This window comes from Delftia sp. PE138 (assembly GCF_018320755.1).
GTDB lineage: Bacteria > Pseudomonadota > Gammaproteobacteria > Burkholderiales > Burkholderiaceae_C > Comamonas > Comamonas tsuruhatensis.
On record NZ_JABEPN010000009.1, the window covers coordinates 236,860 to 258,300 of the forward strand.

The following is a 21,441-nucleotide window of genomic DNA, read 5'->3' on the forward strand; positions in this document are numbered from 1 at the left end:
CAGTTCACCGCAACCTCTGCAGGTTGTCGTTAAACTTGGTGCCCAGGAGAGGACTCGAACCTCCACGGAGTTACCCGCTAGTACCTGAAACTAGTGCGTCTACCAATTCCGCCACCTGGGCATCTCAGGAAAGATTTAGATTGTATACCAAGAAAATGAACCCTCACGCAAAAAGTGCCGACGCGAACGACGAAATCGGGGGCAGTGTGCAGGGGCACCGCGACGGACATGGCTTCGTCATCCGTGATGACGGCGAAGGCGACATCTTCCTTCCTCCCAATGAAATGCGTGCGGTGCTGCACAAGGACCGTGTCAAGGTTCGCATCGTGCGGCAGGACCGCCGCGGCAGGCCTGAAGGCCGCGTGGTCGAGATCATCGAGCGGCCTGCGCACAACATCATTGGCCGCTTCTTGCAGGAAAGCGGCGTGTATCTGGTCGCTCCCGAAGACAAGCGCTATGGCCAGGACATCCTGATCCCTGCCAACGCGACGGGTTCGGCCAAGATCGGGCAGGTGGTCGTGGTGGAGTTGACCGAGGCGCCTGCACTGTTCGGCCAGCCCGTGGGGCGCATCATTGAAGTGCTCGGTGAGGTCGACGATCCCGGCATGGAGATCGAGATTGCGGTGCGCAAGTACGGCGTGCCCCATGTGTTTTCCGATGCCTGCCTGGCACAGGCCAAGGCCCTGCCGGACAGGGTGCGGCCTGCCGATCGCAAGAATCGCATCGATCTGACCGATGTGCCCCTGGTCACCATCGATGGCGAGGATGCGCGCGACTTCGACGACGCCGTCTACTGCGAGCCTGCCAAGGTCGGGCGCGGCAAGGGCTGGCGCCTGCTGGTGGCGATTGCCGATGTGAGTCACTACGTGACCACGGGCAGTGCCATCGATATCGATGCCTATGACCGTGCCACCAGCGTCTATTTCCCGCGCCGCGTGATCCCCATGCTGCCCGAGAAGCTCAGCAATGGCCTGTGCTCGCTCAATCCCGATGTGGATCGCCTGTGCATGGTCTGCGACATGCTGATCACTGCAAAGGGCGATATCCATGCCTATCAGTTCTACCCCGCGGTGATGCACAGCCATGCGCGCTTCACCTATAACGAGGTGGCTGCCATCCTGGCCAATACGCGTGGCCCGGAGGCTGCCAAGCGCTCCGATCGCGTGGGCGACTTGCTGAATCTGCATGGGGTGTACCAGGCGCTGCTCAAGTCGCGCGAAGCACGCGGCGCCGTGGACTTCGAGACCACGGAGACGCAGATCGTCTGTGACGAGAACGGCCGCATCGAGAAGATCGTGCCGCGCACGCGCAACGAGGCGCACAAGCTGATCGAGGAGGCCATGCTGGCCGCCAACGTCTGCAGCGCGGACTTCATCGAGCACAGCGGCCGCGTTGGCCTGTTCCGCGTGCACGACAAGCCCTCGCTGGAGAAGCAGGACATCCTGCGCAACTACCTCAAGGCCATGGGAGTGGGTATGGCGCTTGGCGAGAATCCGGCCACGTCCGAATTCCAGGCCATTGCCAATGCCACCAAGGATCGGCCTGATGCCCAGCAGATCCACACCATGCTGCTGCGCTCGATGATGCAGGCCTTCTACACGCCTGAAAATTCGGGCCACTTCGGGCTGGCCTTCGATGCCTATACGCACTTCACCAGTCCGATTCGCCGCTATCCCGACTTGCTCGTGCACCGCGTGATCAAGGCCGAGCTTGAAGGCACGCACTATCGCCTGCCCGAGCTGCCCACGCCTGGAGAGGCCGAAGCCAAGTTGGCCAAGCGTCTGGCCTCGCGTGTCAGTGCACCCGGCCAGAAGCCGCGCAAGCGCGCGCCTGCCGCCGAGGTCCAGGCCTGGGAGGCTGCAGGCCTGCACTGCAGCGCGAACGAGCGCCGCGCCGATGAGGCCAGCCGAGATGTCGAGGCCTGGCTCAAGTGCAAGTACATGCGTGAGCATCTGGGGGAGGAGTTCGCAGGCGTGGTCTCTGCGGTCACCACCTTCGGCATCTTCGTCACGCTCGATGCCATGTATGTGGAGGGTCTGGTCCACATCACCGAGCTGGGAGGGGACTACTTCCGCTTTGATGAGGCGCGCCAGGAACTGCGGGGCGAGCGCTCGGGCATTCGCTACGGCATAGGTACGCGGCTGCGCGTTCAGGTCAGCCGTGTGGACCTGGATGGCCGGCGCATCGATTTCCGCCTGGTGCGCGACGGCGAAGAGCAGCCGGCTTCGGGTCGTTCCGGCAGGGTGCCGGCGCGCACGGAAGCCCATCAGGGCGAAAAATGGGGGCGCCGCGACGCCAAGGAAAAGCGTGCGCAGCGTAACTCCGGCGGTGTCGGCGGAGCCCGGTCTGAATCCGACGGCGCGGTGTCTTCCGGCAAGCAGGGGCGCAAGGCGTCCAAGAAGGCCATGGTCAAGGGCGTGAACCTGGCCGCGCTGGAGGCTGAATATGCGAGTGCCCAGTCCCGCCCGGCCGCGCCAGTGCGTCAAAGCGACGTGAGTGAGCCGGCCGTGGTGCCGGGTTCGTCCGCACCTGCGGCACGCGCTTCCCGCAGGGGCAGGGCGGCTGAAGCGCGCCAGTCTGTCGCCGTCGATGCTGACCACGGTCTGCCGCAGTTGCCGCCGCCATCGCCGGTGCAGGCGCTGCGCGCCTTGGGTAAGAAGGCCTTGGGGGCCGTCAAGTCCAAGGTGGCAGGCAAGACATCCAAGCCCCGTCGCAAGCCCTGAGGGCGTCTATTGGCCCAGCCGCTGGGCCAGCGCGCTGGCGCTGAACGGCATTTGCGCGGGCCATTGGTCTGCTGCATGGCCGTGGCGCCAAGCCGCCAGTGTTGCGGCCTGCGCGGGGTCCAGCCCTTGCGCCCATAGCGCGGCAATCAGCCCGGCGAGAACATCTCCGGTTCCTCCGGTGGACAGCCGGGCGTTGCCTGTGGGGTTGATCCAGCAGGGCGGCGATGCATTGCCGTCGCCCTGCGGTCCGGCGATCACGGTGCCCGAGCCCTTCAGCAACGCAGTGCAGTTGAATTGCAGCGCCAGTTGCCTGGCTGCTGAAAGTCGCTGGGCCTGGACCTGGGCAGTGCTCATGTTCAGCAGGCGGGCGGCCTCCAGCGGGTGCGGTGTCAGCACCGTGTGCTGGCTGCGTCGGCTGCGTTCTTTCAGAAGCAGGGCCAGCGACTCATCTTCGGCAACCGCGTTCAGTGCGTCTGCGTCCAGTACCAGCCTGGGCGCCTGATCCAGAATTTGGGGCAGCCAGGCGCGCACCGCCATGCCGCCGCCACATCCGCACACGACGGTGGCGCCGCGCCAGTCTTGTGCTTCGGGGCTGCGCAACATGATTTCGGGCCAGGGGGAGATGGCCTGGTCTGACCCGTGCGAGGCATCGAGCAGTGCCAGCATCACGCGTCCCGCCCCGCCGTGCAAGGCTGCCAGTGCGGCCAGCCAGGCGGCGCCGGTCATGGACAGGCCGCGGTGTTCCAGCCCCTCTCCGCCCAGAATGGCCACGTCGCCAAAGCTCCCCTTATGGCTGGCATGCGGACGCGGGGCGCGGGCTTCCGGGGAGAAAAGTTGTGCGCACGGTGAGATGGCGAAGGGTGGCGCGCTGCTTGCCAGTCCTGTGTCCAGATCGTCCCACCATATCTGGCCGCAGGCGTCGCGGCCGCTTCCTGTGAACAGGCCGGGTTGCAGTGTCAGCAGAGCCAGCGTATGCCGTGCGCTGACCGGGAGGTTCATGGGCTCGAATCCAGGCAGGTATTGCCCGGTGTCGGCATCCAGGCCGGATGCGATGTCCACGCAAAGGACGGGGCTGATGCCGGACTGCAGGCTGCGCAGCAGCGGCAGCAATCGGTCATCTTTTCGGGTGGGTGGGCTTGCCGTGTCGGGTCGGCGCAGGCCGATGCCGAGCAAGGCATCAATGCACAGATCCTGAGGCCCCATGTCAGGGGGCATGTGGGCGATCCATTGCACGCCGGCCTTGTGGGCCGCATCCCATGCGGCACGCGCGTCGGCGGGCATGCGGTCGCGTTCGCGCACGCAGCTGACCAGGATGCGGCAATTGCAGGATCGTGCCGGCATCGTGTTCAGGTGCTGTTGAAGCCAGGCGGCTGCCTGCAAGCCGTCTCCGCCGTTGTTCCCAGGGCCGCAGGCGATCCAGATGCGGCGGGCGTGAGGGGCGATGGCGCGTGCCAGGCGTGCCAGCCCCATGCCTGCGCGCTGCATGAGGCAGTGTTCGGGCAGTCGGGCCGCGGCCTGCTGTTCCAGGGTGCGTGTGGCCACTGTATCGAACAGTGGCAATGCGGTGGATGTGGGAATGCGCAGCATAGCCTGAGCATAGCCGCCAGCCGCAGGGCGGGGTGTCCGCAGCGGTCAGCCGAAGCGGCGCGGATCCAGCAATGCGCTGTCCAGGAAACTGGTGCGGTTGTCCATCAGGTCGCTCAGCATGCTGGCGCAGCCTTGGGCAATGGCAGCACCACAGCTGCCATGGCCCAGGTTGAGCCAGATGCCGGGCAAACCGCTGGCGCCCAGCAACGGCAGTCCATCGGCTGTGCACATGCGTGTGCCATGCCAGATCTGAACGCCCGAGGTCAGCACGGCGCTGCCGGGAAAGACCATGTTGAGTCGGTGGTACATGCGCTGCAGCGTGGCCTCGTGCATGGGGCCGTGGCTGCCCAGTTCAGCGCCGGCCACGACCCGCATGCGCTGGCCAAGGCGCACCAGGGTCATCTGCTCGCTCCAGTCGACGATGGCGTGGCGGGGCGCGTAGCCTTGTTCGCGCAGCGGAGCACTGATGCCATAGCCGCGCAGGGCGATCATGGGCAGGCGCAGGCTCAGCGGCGCGAGCAGGTTTGCGGCCTCGGCGCCAGCGCAGACGACGATGGCATCGTGCGACCGGGGCGTGTCTTCGCCTTGCAGCTGCAGGCGAGCGGTGCGCCCAGCGCCGCCGGGCTGCAGTCGCTGCACAAGGCGTTGCGTCTCGAATCGTGCTCCTGTGGACTGTGCGGCCTGCCTTTGCATCAGCGTGGCCAGGCGGCCGTTGGCGGCGCCAGCCTGCGGGAAATACAAGGAGCCTGCGAGTGCGGTCTCCTCGCCCAGCGCGGGCTCACGCAGGCGGGTCTGGGCGGCATCCAGTGCCTCGCAGCGCGTGCCGGCCTCGGCCAGCGCTGCAAGTGCAGGTTTCAGTTGCTCATGGTCGGCCTCGCTGCCCAGCAGCACCAGGCTGCCGGAGACATATTCCGGGTCCAGCTCCCACTGCCGCCACAGCGATTGCTGGAACTGCTGGCTGCGCTGGGTGAGTGTCTCCAGTGCCGCCATCGTGGCTGTGGGTTCGCCGGCTTTGCGCAGGCGCCGCCCAGCCTGGCGCCATTGCCATAGCCAGCGCAGCTGGGCTGCGAGGTTTCCGGAGCCGGGGCGTGGCAAAGCCTGCCGGCCGGGAAGCGTGGGTGAGCGTTCTATGGTGGAGAGGCCGGGGACGCTCCACGGTTGGAGCAGACTGGGGCCCAGCCAGCCGGCATGTCCGAAGCTGGCTTCCTCGGCCACCGTGCCATGGCGCTCGTAGACGGTGACCTCGTGCCCGACCTGGGCCAGTGCGTGGGCTGTCGCAACGCCAATGCTGCCGGCGCCCACAATCGCGATGTTCATTTTGGGGTGGAATCTGCTGAAGTGCCTGAATTATCAAGCGGATGTAGCTATCACTACAGGAGTGTGTGGCGGATGCGGCAGCCGTGGCTATGCGGGGTGTGAGCGCGCGTTGGGTGCGAAGCCTCAGTCTTGGGATGGCGTATGCTAGAATCTTGCGGCTTTGCTAGGGGTTCACCCTGATTTTCTTCGGAATTGCCGGAGATCAGGTGATGGCTTTGGGGTGCGAGGTGTTCGTCATGAATGCCTGCCCATGCTTGCAACCCCCGTTGCAAAGTCAATCGCAAACCAGTCCCTTCAAGGTGTTGCTTCCTGTATCCAGGGGGCAATTGTCGGGCTGGATTTTAGACCTAACCTTTGAGGTATTCATATGTCCGTCACTATGCGCGATATGCTGGAAGCAGGCGTCCACTTCGGTCACCAGACCCGTTTCTGGAACCCCAAGATGGCCCCCTTCATCTTCGGCCACCGCAACAAGATCCACATCATCAACCTGGAAAAGTCGCTGCCGATGTTCCAGGACGCCCAGAAGTTCGTGAAGCAGCTGGCTTCCAACGGCGGCACCATCCTGATGGTCGGCACCAAGCGCCAGGCCCGCGAGCTGGTGGCTGCCGAAGCCCAGCGCGCTGGCGTTCCTTTCGTTGACCAGCGCTGGCTGGGCGGCATGCTGACCAACTTCAAGACCGTCAAGACGTCCATCAAGCGTCTGAAGGAAATGAAGGCCCAGCAGGAAGCCGGTCTGGAAGCCATGAGCAAGAAGGAACAGCTGATGTTCGTTCGCGAACTGGAAAAGCTGGAAAAGGACATCGGCGGCATTCAGGACATGAACAGCCTGCCCGACGCCATCTTCGTGATCGACGTGGGCTTCCACAAGATTGCCGTGGCCGAAGCCAAGAAGCTGGGCATCCCCCTGGTCGGCGTGGTTGACTCCAACCACAATCCCGAAGGCATCGACTATGTCATCCCCGGTAACGACGACTCTGCCAAGGCCGTGCAACTGTACGCCCAAGGCATCGCCGACGCGATCCTGGAAGGCCGTGCTGCTGCACTGACCGACGTGGTCAAGGCCGCATCCGGCGAGAGCGGTGACGAGTTCGTGGAAGTGGAAGAATCCGCTGCCTGATTGAGCTTGTCCGGCTGAGCGACCTCGTCGCCGAATAAAAAGCGGGGCTCAGGGTAGCCCCGTTTTTTTAAGCCGAAATCCTGTAACGAATCGAACTGACATTGGAGAAATACGATGGCTGCAATTACCGCAAGCATGGTGGCTGAACTGCGCGCAAAGACTGACGCGCCCATGATGGAGTGCAAGAAGGCTCTGACCGAAGCCGAAGGCGACCTGGTCAAGGCGGAAGAGCTGCTGCGCGTCAAGCTCGGCACCAAGGCTGGCAAGGCTGCCTCGCGCGTGACCGCCGAAGGCGTGATCGCCGCCTTCATCAATGGCAACCAGGGTGCCATGATCGAAGTCAACAGCGAAACCGACTTCGTGTCCAAGAACGACAGCTTCATCGCGATGGCCAACGCCGCCGCCAAGCTGGTCGCCGAGCAAAACCCCGCCGACGTGGCCGCGCTGAGCGCACTGGCCTATGAGCAGGACGGCTTCGGTCCCACGCTGGAAGACGTGCGCAAGGGCCTGATCGGCAAGATCGGCGAAAACATGTCCTTCCGCCGCTTCAAGCGCTTCGAAGGCTCCAGCCTGGCTTCCTACCTGCACGGCTCGCGCATCGGCGTGGTCGTCGAGTTCGACGGCGATGCCACGGCTGCCAAGGATGTCGCCATGCACGTGGCCGCCATGAAGCCCGTGTCCGTGACCAGCGCCGACGTGCCCGCCGAGCTGATCGAGAAGGAGCGTACCGTTGCTGCCGCCAAGGCTGCCGAGTCCGGCAAGCCTGCCGACATCGTCGCCAAGATGGTCGAAGGCTCGGTGCAGAAGTACCTGAAGGAAGTCTCGCTGGCCGACCAGGTCTTCGTGAAGGCTGCCGACGGCAAGCAGACCGTGGCCCAGATGCTCAAGGCCGCCAACACCAACGTCAAGGGCTTCACCCTGTACGTGGTCGGCGAAGGCATTGAAAAGAAGGTCGACGACTTCGCTGCCGAAGTGGCTGCCCAGGTGGCTGCCGCCAAGGCCGGCGCCTGATCCTTCCGGGCGACCGAACCGTTCCCTTCACCATCCATCATCATCCACCACTTCGGAGAAACACCATGACCCACGCCACACCGGCCCACAAGCGCATCCTGCTCAAGCTGTCCGGTGAGGCACTCATGGGGGATGACTCGTTCGGCATCAACCGTGCGACCATCGAGCGCATGGTTTCCGAAATTGCCGAGGTCACCAAGGTTGGTGTCCAGGTGGCGGTGGTGATCGGTGGGGGGAACATCTTTCGCGGCGTGGCTGGCGGCTCGGTCGGCATGGACCGTGCCACCGCCGACTACATGGGCATGCTGGCCACGGTCATGAATGCCCTGGCCCTGGCTGATGCCATGGACAAGCAGGGGCTGACAGCCCGCGTGATGTCGGCCATTGCCATCGAGCAGGTCGTGGAGCCCTATGTGCGCCCCAAGGCCCTGCAGTACCTCGAGGAGGGCAAGGTGGTGGTGTTCGCTGCCGGCACCGGCAACCCGTTCTTCACGACCGACACGGCCGCCGCGCTGCGTGGCGCTGAAATCGGCGCCGAGGTGGTGCTCAAGGCCACCAAGGTCGACGGTGTCTACACCGACGACCCGATGAAGAACCCCGACGCGACCCGCTACCACAAGCTGGCTTTCGACGAGGCCATCTCGCGCAACCTGGGCATCATGGACGCCACCGCCTTTGCGCTGTGCCGCGATCAGAAGCTGCCGATCCGGGTGTTCTCCATCGTCAAGCCCGGCGCGCTCAAGCGCGTGGTCATGGGCGAGGACGAGGGCACGCTGGTGTACGCTTGAGCGTTTTGATACCGCGTTACACAGCTCTTCAAGGAACAAGAACATGACGATTGCAGACATCAAGAAGACCACCGAGTCCAAGATGGGCCAGTCCATCGAAGCGCTCAAGAACAATCTTGCGCGCGTGCGCACCGGTCGTGCCAATCCATCGCTGCTGGACTCCATCCATGTGGAGTACTACGGCTCCATGGTGCCGCTGTCCCAGGTGGCCAACGTCACCCTGCTTGACGCGCGCACCATCAGCGTCCAGCCCTGGGAAAAGAGCATGTCGGCCAAGGTGGAGAAGGCCATCCGCGAAAGCGATCTGGGCCTGAACCCCGCCTCGCTGGGCGACCTGATCCGCGTGCCCATGCCTCCCATGAGCGAGGAGCGCCGCAAGGAAATGACCAAGCTGGCGCGCAATGAAGGCGAAGCTTCCAAGGTCGCCGTGCGCAACCTGCGCCGCGATGCCAACGAAGCCGTCAAGAAGCTGGTCAAGGACAAGGAAGCCTCGGAAGACGATCAAAAGCGTTGCGAAGCCGATGTCCAGAAGATGACCGACAAGCACATCGCCGAGATCGATACGCTGGTGGCGGCCAAGGAACAAGACATCATGGCGGTCTGAGGCTTCTTGCCTCATTTGCCTCAGGGTCCGTACCTTTGACCAAACAAGACTCCGGCGCGGTGCCGCGCCATATTGCCGTCATCATGGACGGCAATGGACGCTGGGCCAATCGCCGCTTTCTGCCGCGACTGGCCGGCCACAAGCAGGGCGTGGAATCACTGCGCCGCTGCGCCCGCGCCTGCGTCCAGCGCGGCGTGCAGGTCCTGACCGTCTTCGCTTTCTCTTCCGAGAACTGGAACCGTCCCGAAGAGGAGGTTTCCGGTCTCATGGGCCTGCTGGCCAATGCGCTTGCCAAGGAAGTGCAGCAACTGAGCCGCGACGGCGTGCGCCTGCATTTCATCGGTGACCGCAGTGGCCTGGGCGATAAAGTGTGCGCGGGCCTTGCGCAGGCCGAGACCGTCACTGCGCACAACAATCGCCTGGTTCTCAACGTCTGCTTCAACTACGGCGGACGCTGGGACATTGCACAGGCAGCTGCCCGGCTGGCAGAGAAGGGCGAGCCCATCACCCCACAGAGCCTGGACCGCGCGCTCGCGCTGGCCCATGTGCCCGACCCGGATCTGCTGATCCGTACCGGCGGGGAAATGCGCATCAGCAACTTCCTGCTGTGGCAGGCTGCGTATTCCGAGCTTTTCTTCAGTGACAGCTTGTGGCCTGATTTCGATGAGGCCTGCCTGGACGAGGCCATCGCGGCTTTCGCTTCACGCGAGCGGCGCTTCGGCCAGACTTCCGCGCAAGTACAACAATCACAACCGACGTCGTCCCATCCGCAGACGTCCTGAACAAGGGGGAGCCATGCTCAAGCAGCGAGTCATCACCGCCCTGATCCTGCTGGCCATCCTGTTGCCTGCGCTGTTCTACCCCACGGGCATTCCGTTCGCCGTGGTCGTGCTCGTGCTCATGGCGGCAGGTGCCTGGGAATGGGGGCGTCTCAACGGCTTTGGCACCGCGGGCGCCATCGGCATAGGCGCCATCTGCACGGCGATGTGCCTGGGCGCCTGGGCTGCCGGCTGGCTGGAGCGTCCGCTGTCAGCGCTCTGGATTGTTGCCGGTGCTGCCTGGGTGCTGGGTGGCGGGGCGCTGCTGCGTGCCGGCGTGGCTGGCTGGCCTCGCATTGCAGCGCCTGTGCGCCTGGTCGGTGGAGTGCTTGCCTTGTGGCTGGCCTGGGTCGCCGTGGTGCAGGCGCGCATGATGGGCATCAACTTCCTGCTGTCGGTGCTGGTGCTGGTCTGGGTGGCCGATGTGTTCGCGTATTTCGCAGGACGGACCCTGGGCCTGAAATTCACCAAATCCAAGCTGGCTCCCACGATCAGCCCCGGCAAGAGCTGGGAAGGCGTATGGGGCGGCATGGCAGGCGTTCTGGTGCTGGCCTTGGTCTGGGTCTGGGCCGACCGCCACTACGCGGTGGCCGTGCCCAGTTTCTATTCATTGCTGCTGGCGCGCGGGGCCTGGTTCCTGCTGCTGGCGGTTGTTTTCATGGCCGCGATGAGCGTGGTCGGCGACCTGGTCGAATCCCTGGTCAAGCGCAGCGTCGGCGTCAAGGACAGCAGTGGCCTGCTACCCGGTCATGGCGGCGTCCTCGACCGCGTCGATGCCCTGCTGCCGACCCTGCCGCTGGCCCTGATGCTTTCCTCTTTCGCGCATTCATGAAGCAGAAAATCACCGTCCTGGGCTCCACAGGCTCCATCGGTACCAATACGCTGGATGTGGTGGCGCGCCACCGCGATCACTACGAAGTCTTTGCGCTCAGCGCGGCCACGCAGGTGGACCTGATGCTGCGCCAGTGTGCCGAATTCAAGCCCCGCTACGCCGTCATGGCCAGCGCGCCGCATGCAAGGCTGCTGGCTGAGCAGTTGCGCAGCAATGGATTGGCCACCGAAGTGCTGCAGTCGCCTGACGCGCTGGAGCAGATCGCCTCGCATCCTGAAGCCGATGCCGTCATGGCGGCCATCGTCGGTGCGGCGGGCCTGGCGCCTTGCCTGGCCGCCGCACGCGCCGGCAAGCGCCTGCTGCTGGCCAACAAGGAGGCGCTGGTGGTTGGCGGTGCACTGTTCATGGACACCGTCAAGCGCCACGGCGCAACGCTGCTGCCCATTGACAGTGAGCACTCGGCCATCTTCCAGTGCCTGCCCGAAGACCGCACCAGTTGGCCCGATCGCGTGGACAGTCTGCTGCTCACAGCCTCGGGCGGGCCTTTTCGCCTGCGCGATCCGTCCACCCTGTCCGGGATCACGCCGGAGCAGGCCTGCGCGCACCCGAATTTCTCCATGGGGCGCAAGATCTCCGTGGACTCGGCCACCATGATGAACAAGGCGCTGGAGGTGATCGAGGCCCGCTGGCTGTTCGACATGGCGCCTGACAAGATCAAGGTCGTCATCCATCCGCAGCAGATCGTGCACTCCATGGTGCAGTTCAAGGATGCTTCGGTGCTCGCGCAACTGGGTACGCCCGACATGCGCGTGCCCATCGCCTGCGGCCTGGCCTGGCCCCGCCGCATCGCCAGCGGTGCGGCACCCCTGGATTTCGCCAAGCTGTCGGCCCTGACCTTCGAGGAGGCGGATGCCGTGCGCTTTCCGGGCCTGCACCTTTCCTGGCAGGCGCTGCACGCCAGCGAGGGAACCACGGCGGTTCTCAACGCTTCCAACGAAGTCGCCGTTGCCGCCTTCCTGGAGCGGCGCCTGGCATTTGACCGTATCCACGCTGTGAATTTGCGCACGCTCGAGACCGTGCTGCCGCCTACACTGGGCAGCCTGGAAGACCTGCTGGCCCTGGACGCGCAGGCGCGCGAAATCGCGCAGACCGTGGCGCGGCAGTGGCAGCTGTGATGCCGGCTTCGCAGGTCAGGAGGGTTTTCTTGATGGGCCTGCGGCGGAATCCAGAGGCGCATTGGATTCAAAGGAGTATCAATTGTTGCTGACCGTTGTCGCATTCGTGGTCGCACTGGGCTTGCTGATTGCCGTGCATGAGTGGGGCCACTACCGCGTCGCCGTGGCTTGCGGCGTGAAGGTGCTTCGCTTTTCCGTCGGATTCGGCCGCCCCATCCTGCGATGGAAGCGCAAGGGTTCGGACACGGAATTTGTCATCGGTGCACTGCCCCTTGGCGGCTATGTGCGCATGCTCGATGAGCGTGAGGGCGAGGTGCCTGCCGACCAGCGCCATCTGGCATTCAACACCCAGCCGCTGCGTGCGCGTGCAGCCATCGTGGCCGCAGGTCCTGTGGCCAATCTCGTGCTGGCCATTGCGCTGCTGGCCATCGTCAATTGGGTCGGCATGCAGGAGCCTGTTGCACGGCTGGCAACACCGCCAGCAGGCACGGTGCTGCAGATGGCGGGTGTTCAAGGCGGCGATCGTGTGCTGCGCATGGCTTTGGGTGACCAGGAATGGGAAGAGGTCCGCTCCATCAATGATCTGCGCTGGACGCTGACCCGTGCAGCGCTCGATGACGAGTCCGTGCGCATGGAGGTGCTCCAGGCTCGCCGCACCGCCCCGTCCGAACTGCGGCTCGCGCTGGCTGGGCAGGTTCAGGGCGAGCCCGATGCCGCCTTCTTCGAGCGCCTGGGCTTGCTTGGTCCTTGGACGCAGCCTGTGCTGGACAAGGTGATTGCCGGTGGTGCCGCCGAGAAGGCGGGCCTGCGCCCGGGCGATCTGGTTTTGCGCGTGGGTGGCACCTCGGTGGACGATGGCACGCAGCTGCGCAATCTCATCCGCAAGATGGGCGCATCGGGCCAGGTCCAGCAGCAGATCTGGCTGGTGGAGCGCGAGGGGCGGCAGTTGCAGATCCCGGTGCTGCCCGACCTGGGCCGATCGGAAGACGGCAAGGAAAGCATCGCCCGCATCGGCGCCTATATCGGCAGCGCCCCGGAAATGGCGCTGGTGCAGCGCGGTCCGCTGGAGGGCCTGTGGGCCGGCGTGCAGCGCACCTGGGAGCTGTCGTCGCTGACACTGCGCATGATGGGCCGCATGGTGATCGGCGAGGCCTCGCTCAAGAACATCAGCGGGCCCCTGACCATTGCCGACTACGCGGGGCGTTCGGCCAGCATGGGCCTGGTCCAATATCTCTCGTTCCTGGCGCTGATCAGCATCAGCCTGGGGGTTCTCAACTTGCTCCCCCTGCCGGTGCTCGATGGTGGGCACCTGATGTATTATCTTTGGGAGGGCGTGACTGGCCGAAGCGTGTCGGAAGTCTGGGCCGGACGCTTGCAGCGTGCAGGCGTGGCGGTTTTGATGATGATGATGTCCGTCGCCTTTTTCAACGATATCAACCGGCTTTGGGGCTAACTTTTCAGCCGTTTTCGGCAAGCCGCAGCGGCGGCAAATCCATTCATGACTAAACGTATCAATCGCCTGGGCGTGCGCGCTGCATCGACCCTGGCTGCCATGGTTTTGGCTGCCAATGCAGCCTGGGCACTGGAGCCCTTCCGCGTACAGGACATCCGCATCGAAGGTCTTCAGCGCGTGGAGCCGGGCACGGTCTTCGCTTCCATCCCCCTGCGCGTCGGTGACCAGTATGACGACGACAAGGGTGCAGCCGCCATCCGCTCGCTGTTCGCATTGGGCCTGTTCAAGGACATCCGCCTGGAAGCCAACGGCAACGTGCTCGTTGTCGTGGTCGAAGAACGCCCGACCATCGCCGAAGTGAACTTCGCCGGCACCAAGGAATTCGACAAGGAAACCCTGCAAAAGGCCATGCGCGATGTGGGCCTGGCCGAGGGGCGTCCGTTCGACAAGGCACTTGCCGACCGCGCGGAGCAGGAGCTCAAGCGCCAGTACATCAACCGCAGCCTGTATGGCGCCGAAGTCGTCACGACGGTCACGCCCATCGAGCGCAACCGCGTCAACCTGACCTTCACGGTGACCGAAGGTGATCCCGCCCGTATCAACGAGATCCATATCGTCGGTAACAAGGCCTTCAGCGAATCCACGCTCAAGGACCTTTTTGACCAGGACACCGGCAACTGGATGAGCTGGTACACCAAGTCGGACCGCTATGCGCGCAACAAGCTCAACGCCGACCTGGAAACGCTGCGCTCCTACTACCTGCAGCGTGGCTACCTGGAATTCCGCGTGGACTCCACCCAGGTGGCGATCTCGCCCGACAAGCAGACCATCTCGCTGACCCTGAACATCCATGAAGGCGAGCGTTTCGTGGTCTCCGGCGTCAAGCTGGAAGGCAACTACCTGGACCGCGACGACGAATTCAAGTCCCTGGTCAAGATCAAGCCCGGCGAGCCCTACAACGCCGATCAGGTCACGGCAACGACCAAGGCCTTCACCGAGCACTTCGGCAACTTCGGCTTTGCCTTCGCGCGCGTCGAGGCCGTGCCGGACATCGACCGTGCGACCAACCGGGTGGCCCTGGTGCTACACGCCGAGCCTTCTCGCCGCGCCTATGTGCGACGCATCAATCTCAGCGGCAACAACCGCACGCGCGACGAAGTGATCCGCCGCGAATTCCGCCAGTACGAGGCTTCCTGGTACGACGGCGACAAGATTCGCCTGTCGCGCGACCGGGTGGACCGTCTGGGCTTCTTCACCGAAGTCAACGTCGAAACCCAGGAAGTGCCGGGTTCGCCTGATCAGGTGGATCTGGTCATCTCGGTGGCTGAAAAGCCCACCGGCTCGCTGCAGCTGGGCGCTGGTTTTTCCAGCGCTGAAAAGGTTTCGCTGTCCTTCGGCATCAAGCAGGAAAACGTGTTCGGTTCAGGCAACTACCTGGGCGTGGACGTGAACACCAGCAAGTATCGCCGCACCATGGTGCTGTCGACCACGGACCCGTACTTCACGGACACCGGCATCTCGCGCACCTACGACCTGTACTACCGCACTGACCGTCCCTACTACGACGATGCGGCCTACAAGATCGTCACCTCGGGCGGCAGCGTCCGCTTTGGCGTTCCCTTCAGCGAGATCGACACCGTTTACTTCGGCGGCGGCGTTGAACGCTCCGAAATCAAGCCCGGCACCTACCTGCCCCAGGCGTACAAGGACTATGCCGACAAGTACGGCTACTCCAACACGGGCATACCGCTGACCCTGGGCTGGTCGCGCGACAGCCGCGACAGCGCGCTGGCGCCCAACTCCGGTCTCTACCAGCGCCTGAACACCGAATGGTCGGTGGGTGGCGAGGCCCGGTATGTGCGAGCCAACTACCAGATCCAGCAGTACATCCCGCTGAGCAAGAAGTACACGCTGGCACTGAACGGTGAACTGGGCTACGGCAAGGGCCTCAATGGCCGTCCGTTCCCGCTGTTCAAGAACTTCTTCTCGGGTGGCCTGGGCTCGGTGCGTGGCTTCGAGCAGGGCTCGCTGGGTCCGCGCGACACCAAGGAAAACCTGGCGCTTGGCGGCTCCAAGAAGGTGACATTGAACGCCGAGTTCATGGTTCCGTTCCCTGGTGCCGGCAATGACAGGACTTTGCGTCTTTTTACATTCCTCGATGTGGGCAATGTCTACGGAGCCAACGAGAACTTCGATCTCGGGGAGCTGCGGGCATCCACGGGCCTGGGCATCAGCTGGATTTCCCCGCTGGGTCCCCTGCGCCTGGCCTTTGCTCAACCCATCCGCAAGCAGACCGGGGATAAAATCCAGCGACTGCAATTCCAAATCGGAACCTCTTTCTAATGAAATCTCTATCTAGCCATTTTTCCCTGGCTGTGCTGCTTGGCGCCATGGCCGTTTCCGCGCACGCCCAGGAGTTCAAGGCCGGCTTTGTGAATACGGATCGCATCTTCCGTGAAGCATCGACTGCCAAGGCTGCGCAGTCCAAGCTGGAGCAGGAATTCTCCAAGCGTGAGAAGGAGCTGATTGACCAGGGCAACTCGCTCAAGAGCGCTTCGGAGAAGTTCGAGCGTGAAGCTCCCACCATGGCCGAAAGCCAGCGCGTCTCGCGCCAGCGCCAGCTGGTGGATCAGGACCGCGAGTTCCAGCGCAAGCGCCGTGAGTTCCAGGAAGACCTGAACTCCCGCAAGAACGAAGAACTGGCCCAGGTGCTGGAACGCGCCAACAAGGTGGTCAAGCAAGTGGCCGAATCCGAGAAGTACGACGTCATCCTTCAGGAAGCCGTCTACATCAACCCCAAGTACGACATCACTGACAAGGTGATCAAGGCGCTGAACGGCGGCGGCAAGTAAGCCAGCTGTCCAGGGCTGCATGCCGTGAGCGTATTGTTGGGCCAGATCCTCGATGCACTCGGTGGCGAGTTGGTCGGTGGCGAAAGGGAGATGTCCATCTCCCGCATCGCACCGCTGGACTCTGCCGGGGCCGGGGATCTCAGTTTTCTGAGCAACCCCCGCTACCGCCAGCAACTGGCCGCCTCCGAGGCGGCCTGCGTTATTGTGGCGCCCGCCATGCGTGAGCTGGCGCAGCAGCGGGGTGCCTGCATCGTGGTCCCTGATCCGTATGCGTATTTCGCCAGGGCCACGCAGTGGTGGAAGCGAAACTGCAGGCCCGTGGCGCCGGCCGGTATCCATCCGAGCGCCGTGGTGCACGAGAGCGCCATCGTTGATGCATCGGCCACCATTGGCCCGCTGTGCGTGGTCGAGGAGGGTGCCACGATCGGTGCCCACACCGTGCTCAAGTCGCGCGTCACCATTGGCGAGAACTGCCATGTGGGCGCGCGCTGTCTGCTGCATTCCGGCGTGGTGCTGGGGGCGGACGGCTTTGGGTTCGCGCCCGAGAACGGCGCATGGGTGAAGATCGAGCAGCTCGGCGGCGTGCGGATCGGCGACGATGTGGAAATCGGCGCCAATACCTGCATAGACCGGGGTGCGCTGGACGACACGGTGATCGAGGATGGGGTCAAGCTCGACAACCTGATCCAGATCGGTCACAACGTGCACGTCGGCAGGCATACGGCCATGGCCGGCTGCGTGGGGGTGGCCGGCAGCGCGCGCATTGGCGCGCATTGCACCGTGGGAGGCGGGGCCATCGTGCTGGGCCATCTGCAGCTGGCTGACCGGGTGCATATTTCGGCAGCGACGGTAGTGACCCGTTCGCTGACACAATCAGGTGTTTACACGGGCATGTTTCCCGTGGATGAAAACGCCAAATGGGAAAAAAATGCTGCGACGCTGAAGCAGCTGCACTCCATGCGCGATCGCATCAAGGCCCTGGAGCGGCAACTGCAGCAATCGGCGGATCAAGGCCATAACGGAACGCAATGATGGATATTCACGCAATTCTCAAGCAACTGCCCCACCGCTACCCCTTCCTGCTGGTGGACAAGGTCACGGAGCTTGAGCGCAATACACGCATCAAGGCGATCAAGAACGTCACGTTCAACGAGCCCTATTTCATGGGCCATTTCCCGGGCCGCCCTGTCATGCCTGGCGTGCTCATCCTGGAGGCGCTGGCGCAGGCGGCCGGCCTTCTGGCCTTCGATGCGATGGGCCAGGTTCCGGATGAGAACAACATCTACTACTTCGTGGGCATCGACGGGGCGCGCTTCAAGCGTCCCGTGGAGCCGGGCGACCAGCTGGTGCTGGAGATCACCATCGACCGTGTGCGCGGCGGCATCTGGAAGTTCAAGGGCGTGGCCCGCGTCGAGGACGAAGTGGCCTGCGAAGCCGAGCTGATGTGCACCATGCGCAACGTGGGCTGACGGGCGCATGGCTGGCATTGAACGCATCCATCCCACGGCACTGATAGATTCCGCTGCGCAGCTGGATTCGTCGGTGTCGGTCGGCGCCTATGCCGTCATCGGACCGCATGTGGAAATCGGCGCCGGCACCACCATCGGCGCGCATTGCGTTGTTGAAGGCCATACCCGCATTGGCTGCGACAACCGGATTTTCCAGTTCGCGTCCCTGGGCGCGCAGCCCCAGGACAAGAAGTACGCAGGCGAGCCTACCCGGCTGGTTATCGGTGACCGCAACACGGTGCGGGAGTTCTGCACCTTCAACACCGGTACCGTGCAGGACCAGGGCGTCACGGCCATCGGCGACGACAACTGGATCATGGCCTATGTGCATGTGGCTCATGACTGCGTTGTCGGCAGCCACACCATCCTGGCCAACAACGCTACCCTGGCCGGCCACGTGCACGTGGGCGACCATGTCATCCTGGGCGGCCTGACGGGTGTGCACCAGTTCACCAAGGTGGGTGCCCATGCCATGGCCGGCTTTGCCAGCCATATCTCGCAGGATGTACCGCCCTTCATGATGGTGGATGGCAATCCGCTGGCCGTGCGCGGCTTCAATATCGAAGGCTTGCGCCGTCGCGGCTTCGGGTCGCAGCGCATTCAGGCCGTCAAGCAGATGCATCGTCTGCTGTACCGCCAGGGACTGACCCTTGAAGCTGCGCGAGAAGCCATTGCTTCGCTGGAGGGTGAACTGCCCGAGGCCGCGGCCGATGTATCGCTGATGCTGGATTTCCTGGCGGCTTCGACCCGGGGCATTGCGCGCTGATCTGGCGCGCGAAAGGACGGCATGACAGAGAACGCGGCGCCATCGGCGCGCCTGAGTCCATCGATTGCCATGGTCGCCGGAGAAACCTCTGGCGACCTGCTGGCGTCCTTGCTCCTGGGGGGGCTGCAGTCCCGCTGGCCAGAGGCCTCGGCCTTTGGCATCGGCGGGCTGCAGATGCAGCAGCGCGGCTTTGAAGCCTGGTGGTCCAGCGAGCGCTTGGCCGTGCATGGATACAGCTGGGAAGTGTTTCGCCGGCTGGCCGAGATTCTGAATATCCGACGCCAGCTGCGTCAGCGACTGCTCCAGCAGCGGCCGGCCGTCTTTGTCGGCATCGACGCGCCGGACTTCAACCTGGGGCTGGAAACCGATCTGCGTGCTGCGGGCATCAAGACCGTGCATTTCGTCTGTCCTTCGATCTGGGCCTGGCGTGCCGATCGCGTCGACAAGATCCGCCGCGCGGCCGATCATGTCCTGTGCATCTTCCCCTTTGAGCCCGAGTTGCTGGCCCGCCATGGCATAGACGCGACCTACGTGGGCCATCCCCTGGCCAGCGTGATTCCGCTGCAGCCCGACCGCGCAGCTGCGCGCCGCCGGTTAGGGCTGCCCGAAGATGGTCTGGTGCTGGCCGTGCTGCCCGGCAGTCGGCGCTCTGAAATACGTTACCTGGCTGCCCGCTTCTTTCAGGCGGCAGCTTTGGTTCGGAAGGCGCTGCCAGCTATTAAAATAGTAGTGCCTGCTGTGCCTTCGCAATTCGACGAGCTGCAGCGCATTGCCGCGCAAGCCGGCATGGCTTCGTCGCTGCACATCGTGCGCGGCCAGTCCCATGACGCATTGGCAGCCTGTGACGTGACGCTGATAGCCAGCGGCACGGCCACGCTGGAAGCCGCCTTGTACAAGCGGCCCATGGTGATCGGCTACAACATGCACCCGTGGAGCTGGCGTCTGATGCGTGGCAAGCAGCTGCAGCCCTGGGTGGGCCTGCCCAACATCCTGTGCGGCGATTTCGTCGTGCCCGAGCTGATCCAGGATGCGGCAACGCCCCAGGCGCTGAGCGCGGCCGTGCTGCAATGGCTGCAGGCCTGCGAGCATTCCCCTTCAACCGTCGAAGCGCTGGTACAGCGCTTCACAGCGCTGCACCATGAATTGCGGCGCGATACTGCCGAACTGGCCGCCCATGCGATCGAGAAAATCATTGCCCCCACTGCCGCCTGAACAGGCGTGCCTGCCCTGGCATCCGCCGGGGTTGGTTGCGGGCGTGGACGAAGCGGGCCGCGGCCCGTTGGCCGGCCCCGTGGTGGCCGCCGCTGTCATTCTTGACGATCTCCATCCCATCGAGGGCCTGAACGATTCCAAGAAGCTCACGGCTGCGCGCCGCGAGGCACTCTATGACGAGATCCGTGCCAAGGCGCTGTGCTGCAGCATTGCCGAGGCCTCGGTCGAAGAGATCGATCGCCTGAACATCCTGCAGGCCACGCTGCTGGCCATGCGCCGCGCGGTGCTGGGCCTGCGATTGAAGCCGGTACTGGTTCTGGTGGATGGCAACCAGTTGCCCGTGCTGGATGTGCAGGCCGAGGCCATCGTCAAGGGCGACGCCCTGGTGCAGTCCATCTCGGCGGCCTCCATTCTTGCCAAGGTCACGCGGGATCGGTGGTGCCAGCGCCTGCATGAGCAATACCCGGAATACGGCTTCGACGGCCACAAGGGCTATGGCACGGCGGCCCATCTTGCCGCGCTGCGCCTGCATGGCGCCTGCCAGGAGCACCGACGAACCTTCGCGCCCGTGGCCCATGTCGTGAGCATTGCCCGCAGGGCCGAGCCGCTGGCAGCCGCCCGCGTGGCCGCTGCGGCGCAGGGCGCGCAGGCCTTGCTGCTGTCGGCCTGAGCGCCTTCGCTTTCTGCGCCCGTGGCGCTGTTCTTCGCTGTTCTCTTTGCCCGGAAGCCTTGCCATGAGCCGACAACCTGCCGCTACATCGATCCAGTCCCGTGACAACGCCCTGGTCAAGGATTTGCGAAGGCTTGCCCAGGACAGCGGGGCCTACCGCAAACAAGGACGTGTCTGGCTGGAGGGGGACCATCTGTGCCGTGCTGCCCTGGCGCGCGGCATGCAGCCCGCCGTGGCCGTGGTGGCCGAGTCCTTCTGGCCTCAGGTGCCGCTGGAGTGGGTGCAGGGCGCAGGCAAGTGCGTGGTGCTGTCCGATGCCGTGTTTGCCGAGGTCAGCGGACTGGAGTCTCCGGCGCGCATCGGCTTTCTGATGGACTGGCAGGCGTCGGCGGCCGTGCGTGCCGGCGTGGCCACCGTGGTGCTCGACCGTGTGCAGGACGCAGGCAACGTGGGCTCCATTCTTCGCAGTGCGGCCGCTTTCGGCTTCGGCCAGATCGTGGCCTTGAAGGGCACGGCTGCGCTGTGGAGCCAGAAGGTGCTGCGCGCCGGAATGGGCGCGCATTTCGGGCTGCACCTGGTGGAGTCGGCGTCACCCGAGGATCTGAGTGCGCTTGGCTTGCCCCTGATCGTGACCAGTTCCCATCAAGGTGAACTGATCCAGAGCGCCGCTCTGCCCTGGCCGTGCGCCTGGGCCATGGGCCATGAAGGGCAGGGCGTTGGCGAGGCGCTGATGCAGCAGGCGGCGCAGCATGTGCGCATCGGCCAGCCGGGTGGTGAAGAGTCTCTGAACGTGGCTGCGGCAGCGGCGATATGCCTGCACGCAAGCAGCGTGAGTGCCGGCTCACGTCAAGGGTAATCCCGCCTCCTGTCAGGAGGCTGAAGCGCGACCAGCCTATAATGGGCGGCTTTCAAGCATTCCACAATACGCCTAGCGACGCTTCCTCGCCACCCCCTGCAGACAAGCTGTAAACCGCACGGACCCGTCCGTGCGGCACGCTGGGCGTA

19 protein-coding genes and 1 tRNA gene are annotated in these 21,441 nt (G+C 64.3%); 17 read left to right on the forward strand and 3 right to left on the reverse strand.

Going from position 1 to position 21,441, the window contains the following annotated elements; all coding sequences use genetic code 11:
• Positions 1-36 precede the first annotated feature (36 nt).
• Positions 37-121 (reverse strand) — tRNA-Leu (locus HFGMBDPB_RS25660).
• A gap of 34 nt (positions 122-155) precedes the next feature.
• On the opposite strand from HFGMBDPB_RS25660, the gene rnr reads away from it, so the two are divergent.
• Positions 156-2,723, forward strand: a complete 2,568-nt coding sequence (rnr, locus tag HFGMBDPB_RS25665; RefSeq protein WP_016451334.1) for a ribonuclease R — start codon at positions 156-158, stop codon at positions 2,721-2,723.
• 6 nt (positions 2,724-2,729) lie between these two features.
• Here rnr and HFGMBDPB_RS25670 read toward each other — a convergent pair whose 3' ends face one another.
• On the reverse strand, positions 2,730-4,310 hold the full coding sequence (locus HFGMBDPB_RS25670) for an NAD(P)H-hydrate dehydratase (RefSeq protein WP_212646538.1): 1,581 nt from the start codon (positions 4,308-4,310) through the stop codon (positions 2,730-2,732).
• Between the two features lie 45 nt (positions 4,311-4,355).
• The gene (locus tag HFGMBDPB_RS25675; RefSeq protein WP_212646539.1) at positions 4,356-5,627 is read right to left on the reverse strand and encodes an FAD-dependent oxidoreductase; all 1,272 of its coding nucleotides are present in this window, start codon (positions 5,625-5,627) and stop codon (positions 4,356-4,358) included.
• Between the two features lie 367 nt (positions 5,628-5,994).
• Between HFGMBDPB_RS25675 and rpsB the strand changes: the two genes are divergently transcribed.
• From rpsB to HFGMBDPB_RS25755, 16 genes are all read left to right on the forward strand, one after another.
• A complete protein-coding gene (gene rpsB, locus HFGMBDPB_RS25680) occupies positions 5,995-6,747 on the forward strand; it encodes a 30S ribosomal protein S2 (RefSeq protein WP_016447490.1) in 753 nt (250 codons plus the stop codon).
• 114 nt (positions 6,748-6,861) lie between these two features.
• The gene (gene tsf, locus HFGMBDPB_RS25685; protein ID WP_016447489.1) at positions 6,862-7,758 is read left to right on the forward strand and encodes a translation elongation factor Ts; all 897 of its coding nucleotides are present in this window, start codon (positions 6,862-6,864) and stop codon (positions 7,756-7,758) included.
• Between the two features lie 65 nt (positions 7,759-7,823).
• Entirely contained in the window at positions 7,824-8,546 is a 723-nt protein-coding gene (pyrH, locus tag HFGMBDPB_RS25690) for a UMP kinase (RefSeq protein WP_016447488.1), read from the forward strand.
• Positions 8,547-8,589: 43 nt separating this feature from the next.
• Positions 8,590-9,150 carry a ribosome recycling factor gene (gene frr, locus HFGMBDPB_RS25695; protein ID WP_016447487.1) on the forward strand — a complete coding sequence of 187 codons (561 nt, stop codon included), beginning with the start codon at positions 8,590-8,592 and terminating at the stop codon, positions 9,148-9,150.
• Between the two features lie 35 nt (positions 9,151-9,185).
• Entirely contained in the window at positions 9,186-9,932 is a 747-nt protein-coding gene (gene uppS, locus HFGMBDPB_RS25700) for a polyprenyl diphosphate synthase (RefSeq protein ID WP_016447486.1), read from the forward strand.
• A gap of 13 nt (positions 9,933-9,945) precedes the next feature.
• Positions 9,946-10,800, forward strand: a complete 855-nt coding sequence (locus HFGMBDPB_RS25705; protein WP_034365565.1) for a phosphatidate cytidylyltransferase — start codon at positions 9,946-9,948, stop codon at positions 10,798-10,800.
• Positions 10,797-11,975, forward strand: coding sequence for a 1-deoxy-D-xylulose-5-phosphate reductoisomerase (gene ispC / locus HFGMBDPB_RS25710; protein ID WP_212646540.1), 1,179 nt, complete (start codon positions 10,797-10,799; stop codon positions 11,973-11,975). The genes HFGMBDPB_RS25705 and ispC overlap by 4 nt, the downstream gene beginning before the upstream one ends.
• 82 nt (positions 11,976-12,057) lie before the next feature.
• Positions 12,058-13,428, forward strand: coding sequence for an RIP metalloprotease RseP (gene rseP / locus HFGMBDPB_RS25715; RefSeq protein ID WP_047470468.1), 1,371 nt, complete (start codon positions 12,058-12,060; stop codon positions 13,426-13,428).
• A gap of 45 nt (positions 13,429-13,473) precedes the next feature.
• Positions 13,474-15,771, forward strand: a complete 2,298-nt coding sequence (gene bamA, locus HFGMBDPB_RS25720) for an outer membrane protein assembly factor BamA (RefSeq protein ID WP_016447482.1) — start codon at positions 13,474-13,476, stop codon at positions 15,769-15,771.
• The gene (locus tag HFGMBDPB_RS25725; RefSeq protein ID WP_016447481.1) at positions 15,771-16,280 is read left to right on the forward strand and encodes an OmpH/Skp family outer membrane protein; all 510 of its coding nucleotides are present in this window, start codon (positions 15,771-15,773) and stop codon (positions 16,278-16,280) included. Before bamA ends, HFGMBDPB_RS25725 begins: the two co-directional genes overlap by 1 nt.
• 24 nt (positions 16,281-16,304) lie before the next feature.
• Complete coding sequence (lpxD, locus tag HFGMBDPB_RS25730; protein WP_016451336.1) at positions 16,305-17,312, forward strand: UDP-3-O-(3-hydroxymyristoyl)glucosamine N-acyltransferase; 1,008 nt, start codon at positions 16,305-16,307, stop codon at positions 17,310-17,312.
• The gene (gene fabZ, locus HFGMBDPB_RS25735) at positions 17,309-17,749 is read left to right on the forward strand and encodes a 3-hydroxyacyl-ACP dehydratase FabZ (RefSeq protein WP_012206736.1); all 441 of its coding nucleotides are present in this window, start codon (positions 17,309-17,311) and stop codon (positions 17,747-17,749) included. Before lpxD ends, fabZ begins: the two co-directional genes overlap by 4 nt.
• 7 nt (positions 17,750-17,756) lie before the next feature.
• The gene (gene lpxA, locus HFGMBDPB_RS25740; RefSeq protein ID WP_016447479.1) at positions 17,757-18,554 is read left to right on the forward strand and encodes an acyl-ACP--UDP-N-acetylglucosamine O-acyltransferase; all 798 of its coding nucleotides are present in this window, start codon (positions 17,757-17,759) and stop codon (positions 18,552-18,554) included.
• A 21-nt stretch (positions 18,555-18,575) separates the two neighbouring features.
• Positions 18,576-19,766 carry a lipid-A-disaccharide synthase gene (gene lpxB, locus HFGMBDPB_RS25745; protein WP_016447478.1) on the forward strand — a complete coding sequence of 397 codons (1,191 nt, stop codon included), beginning with the start codon at positions 18,576-18,578 and terminating at the stop codon, positions 19,764-19,766.
• Complete coding sequence (rnhB, locus tag HFGMBDPB_RS25750; protein WP_016447477.1) at positions 19,729-20,436, forward strand: ribonuclease HII; 708 nt, start codon at positions 19,729-19,731, stop codon at positions 20,434-20,436. Before lpxB ends, rnhB begins: the two co-directional genes overlap by 38 nt.
• A gap of 64 nt (positions 20,437-20,500) precedes the next feature.
• The gene (locus HFGMBDPB_RS25755) at positions 20,501-21,292 is read left to right on the forward strand and encodes a TrmH family RNA methyltransferase (RefSeq protein WP_046238473.1); all 792 of its coding nucleotides are present in this window, start codon (positions 20,501-20,503) and stop codon (positions 21,290-21,292) included.
• Positions 21,293-21,441 lie beyond the last annotated feature (149 nt).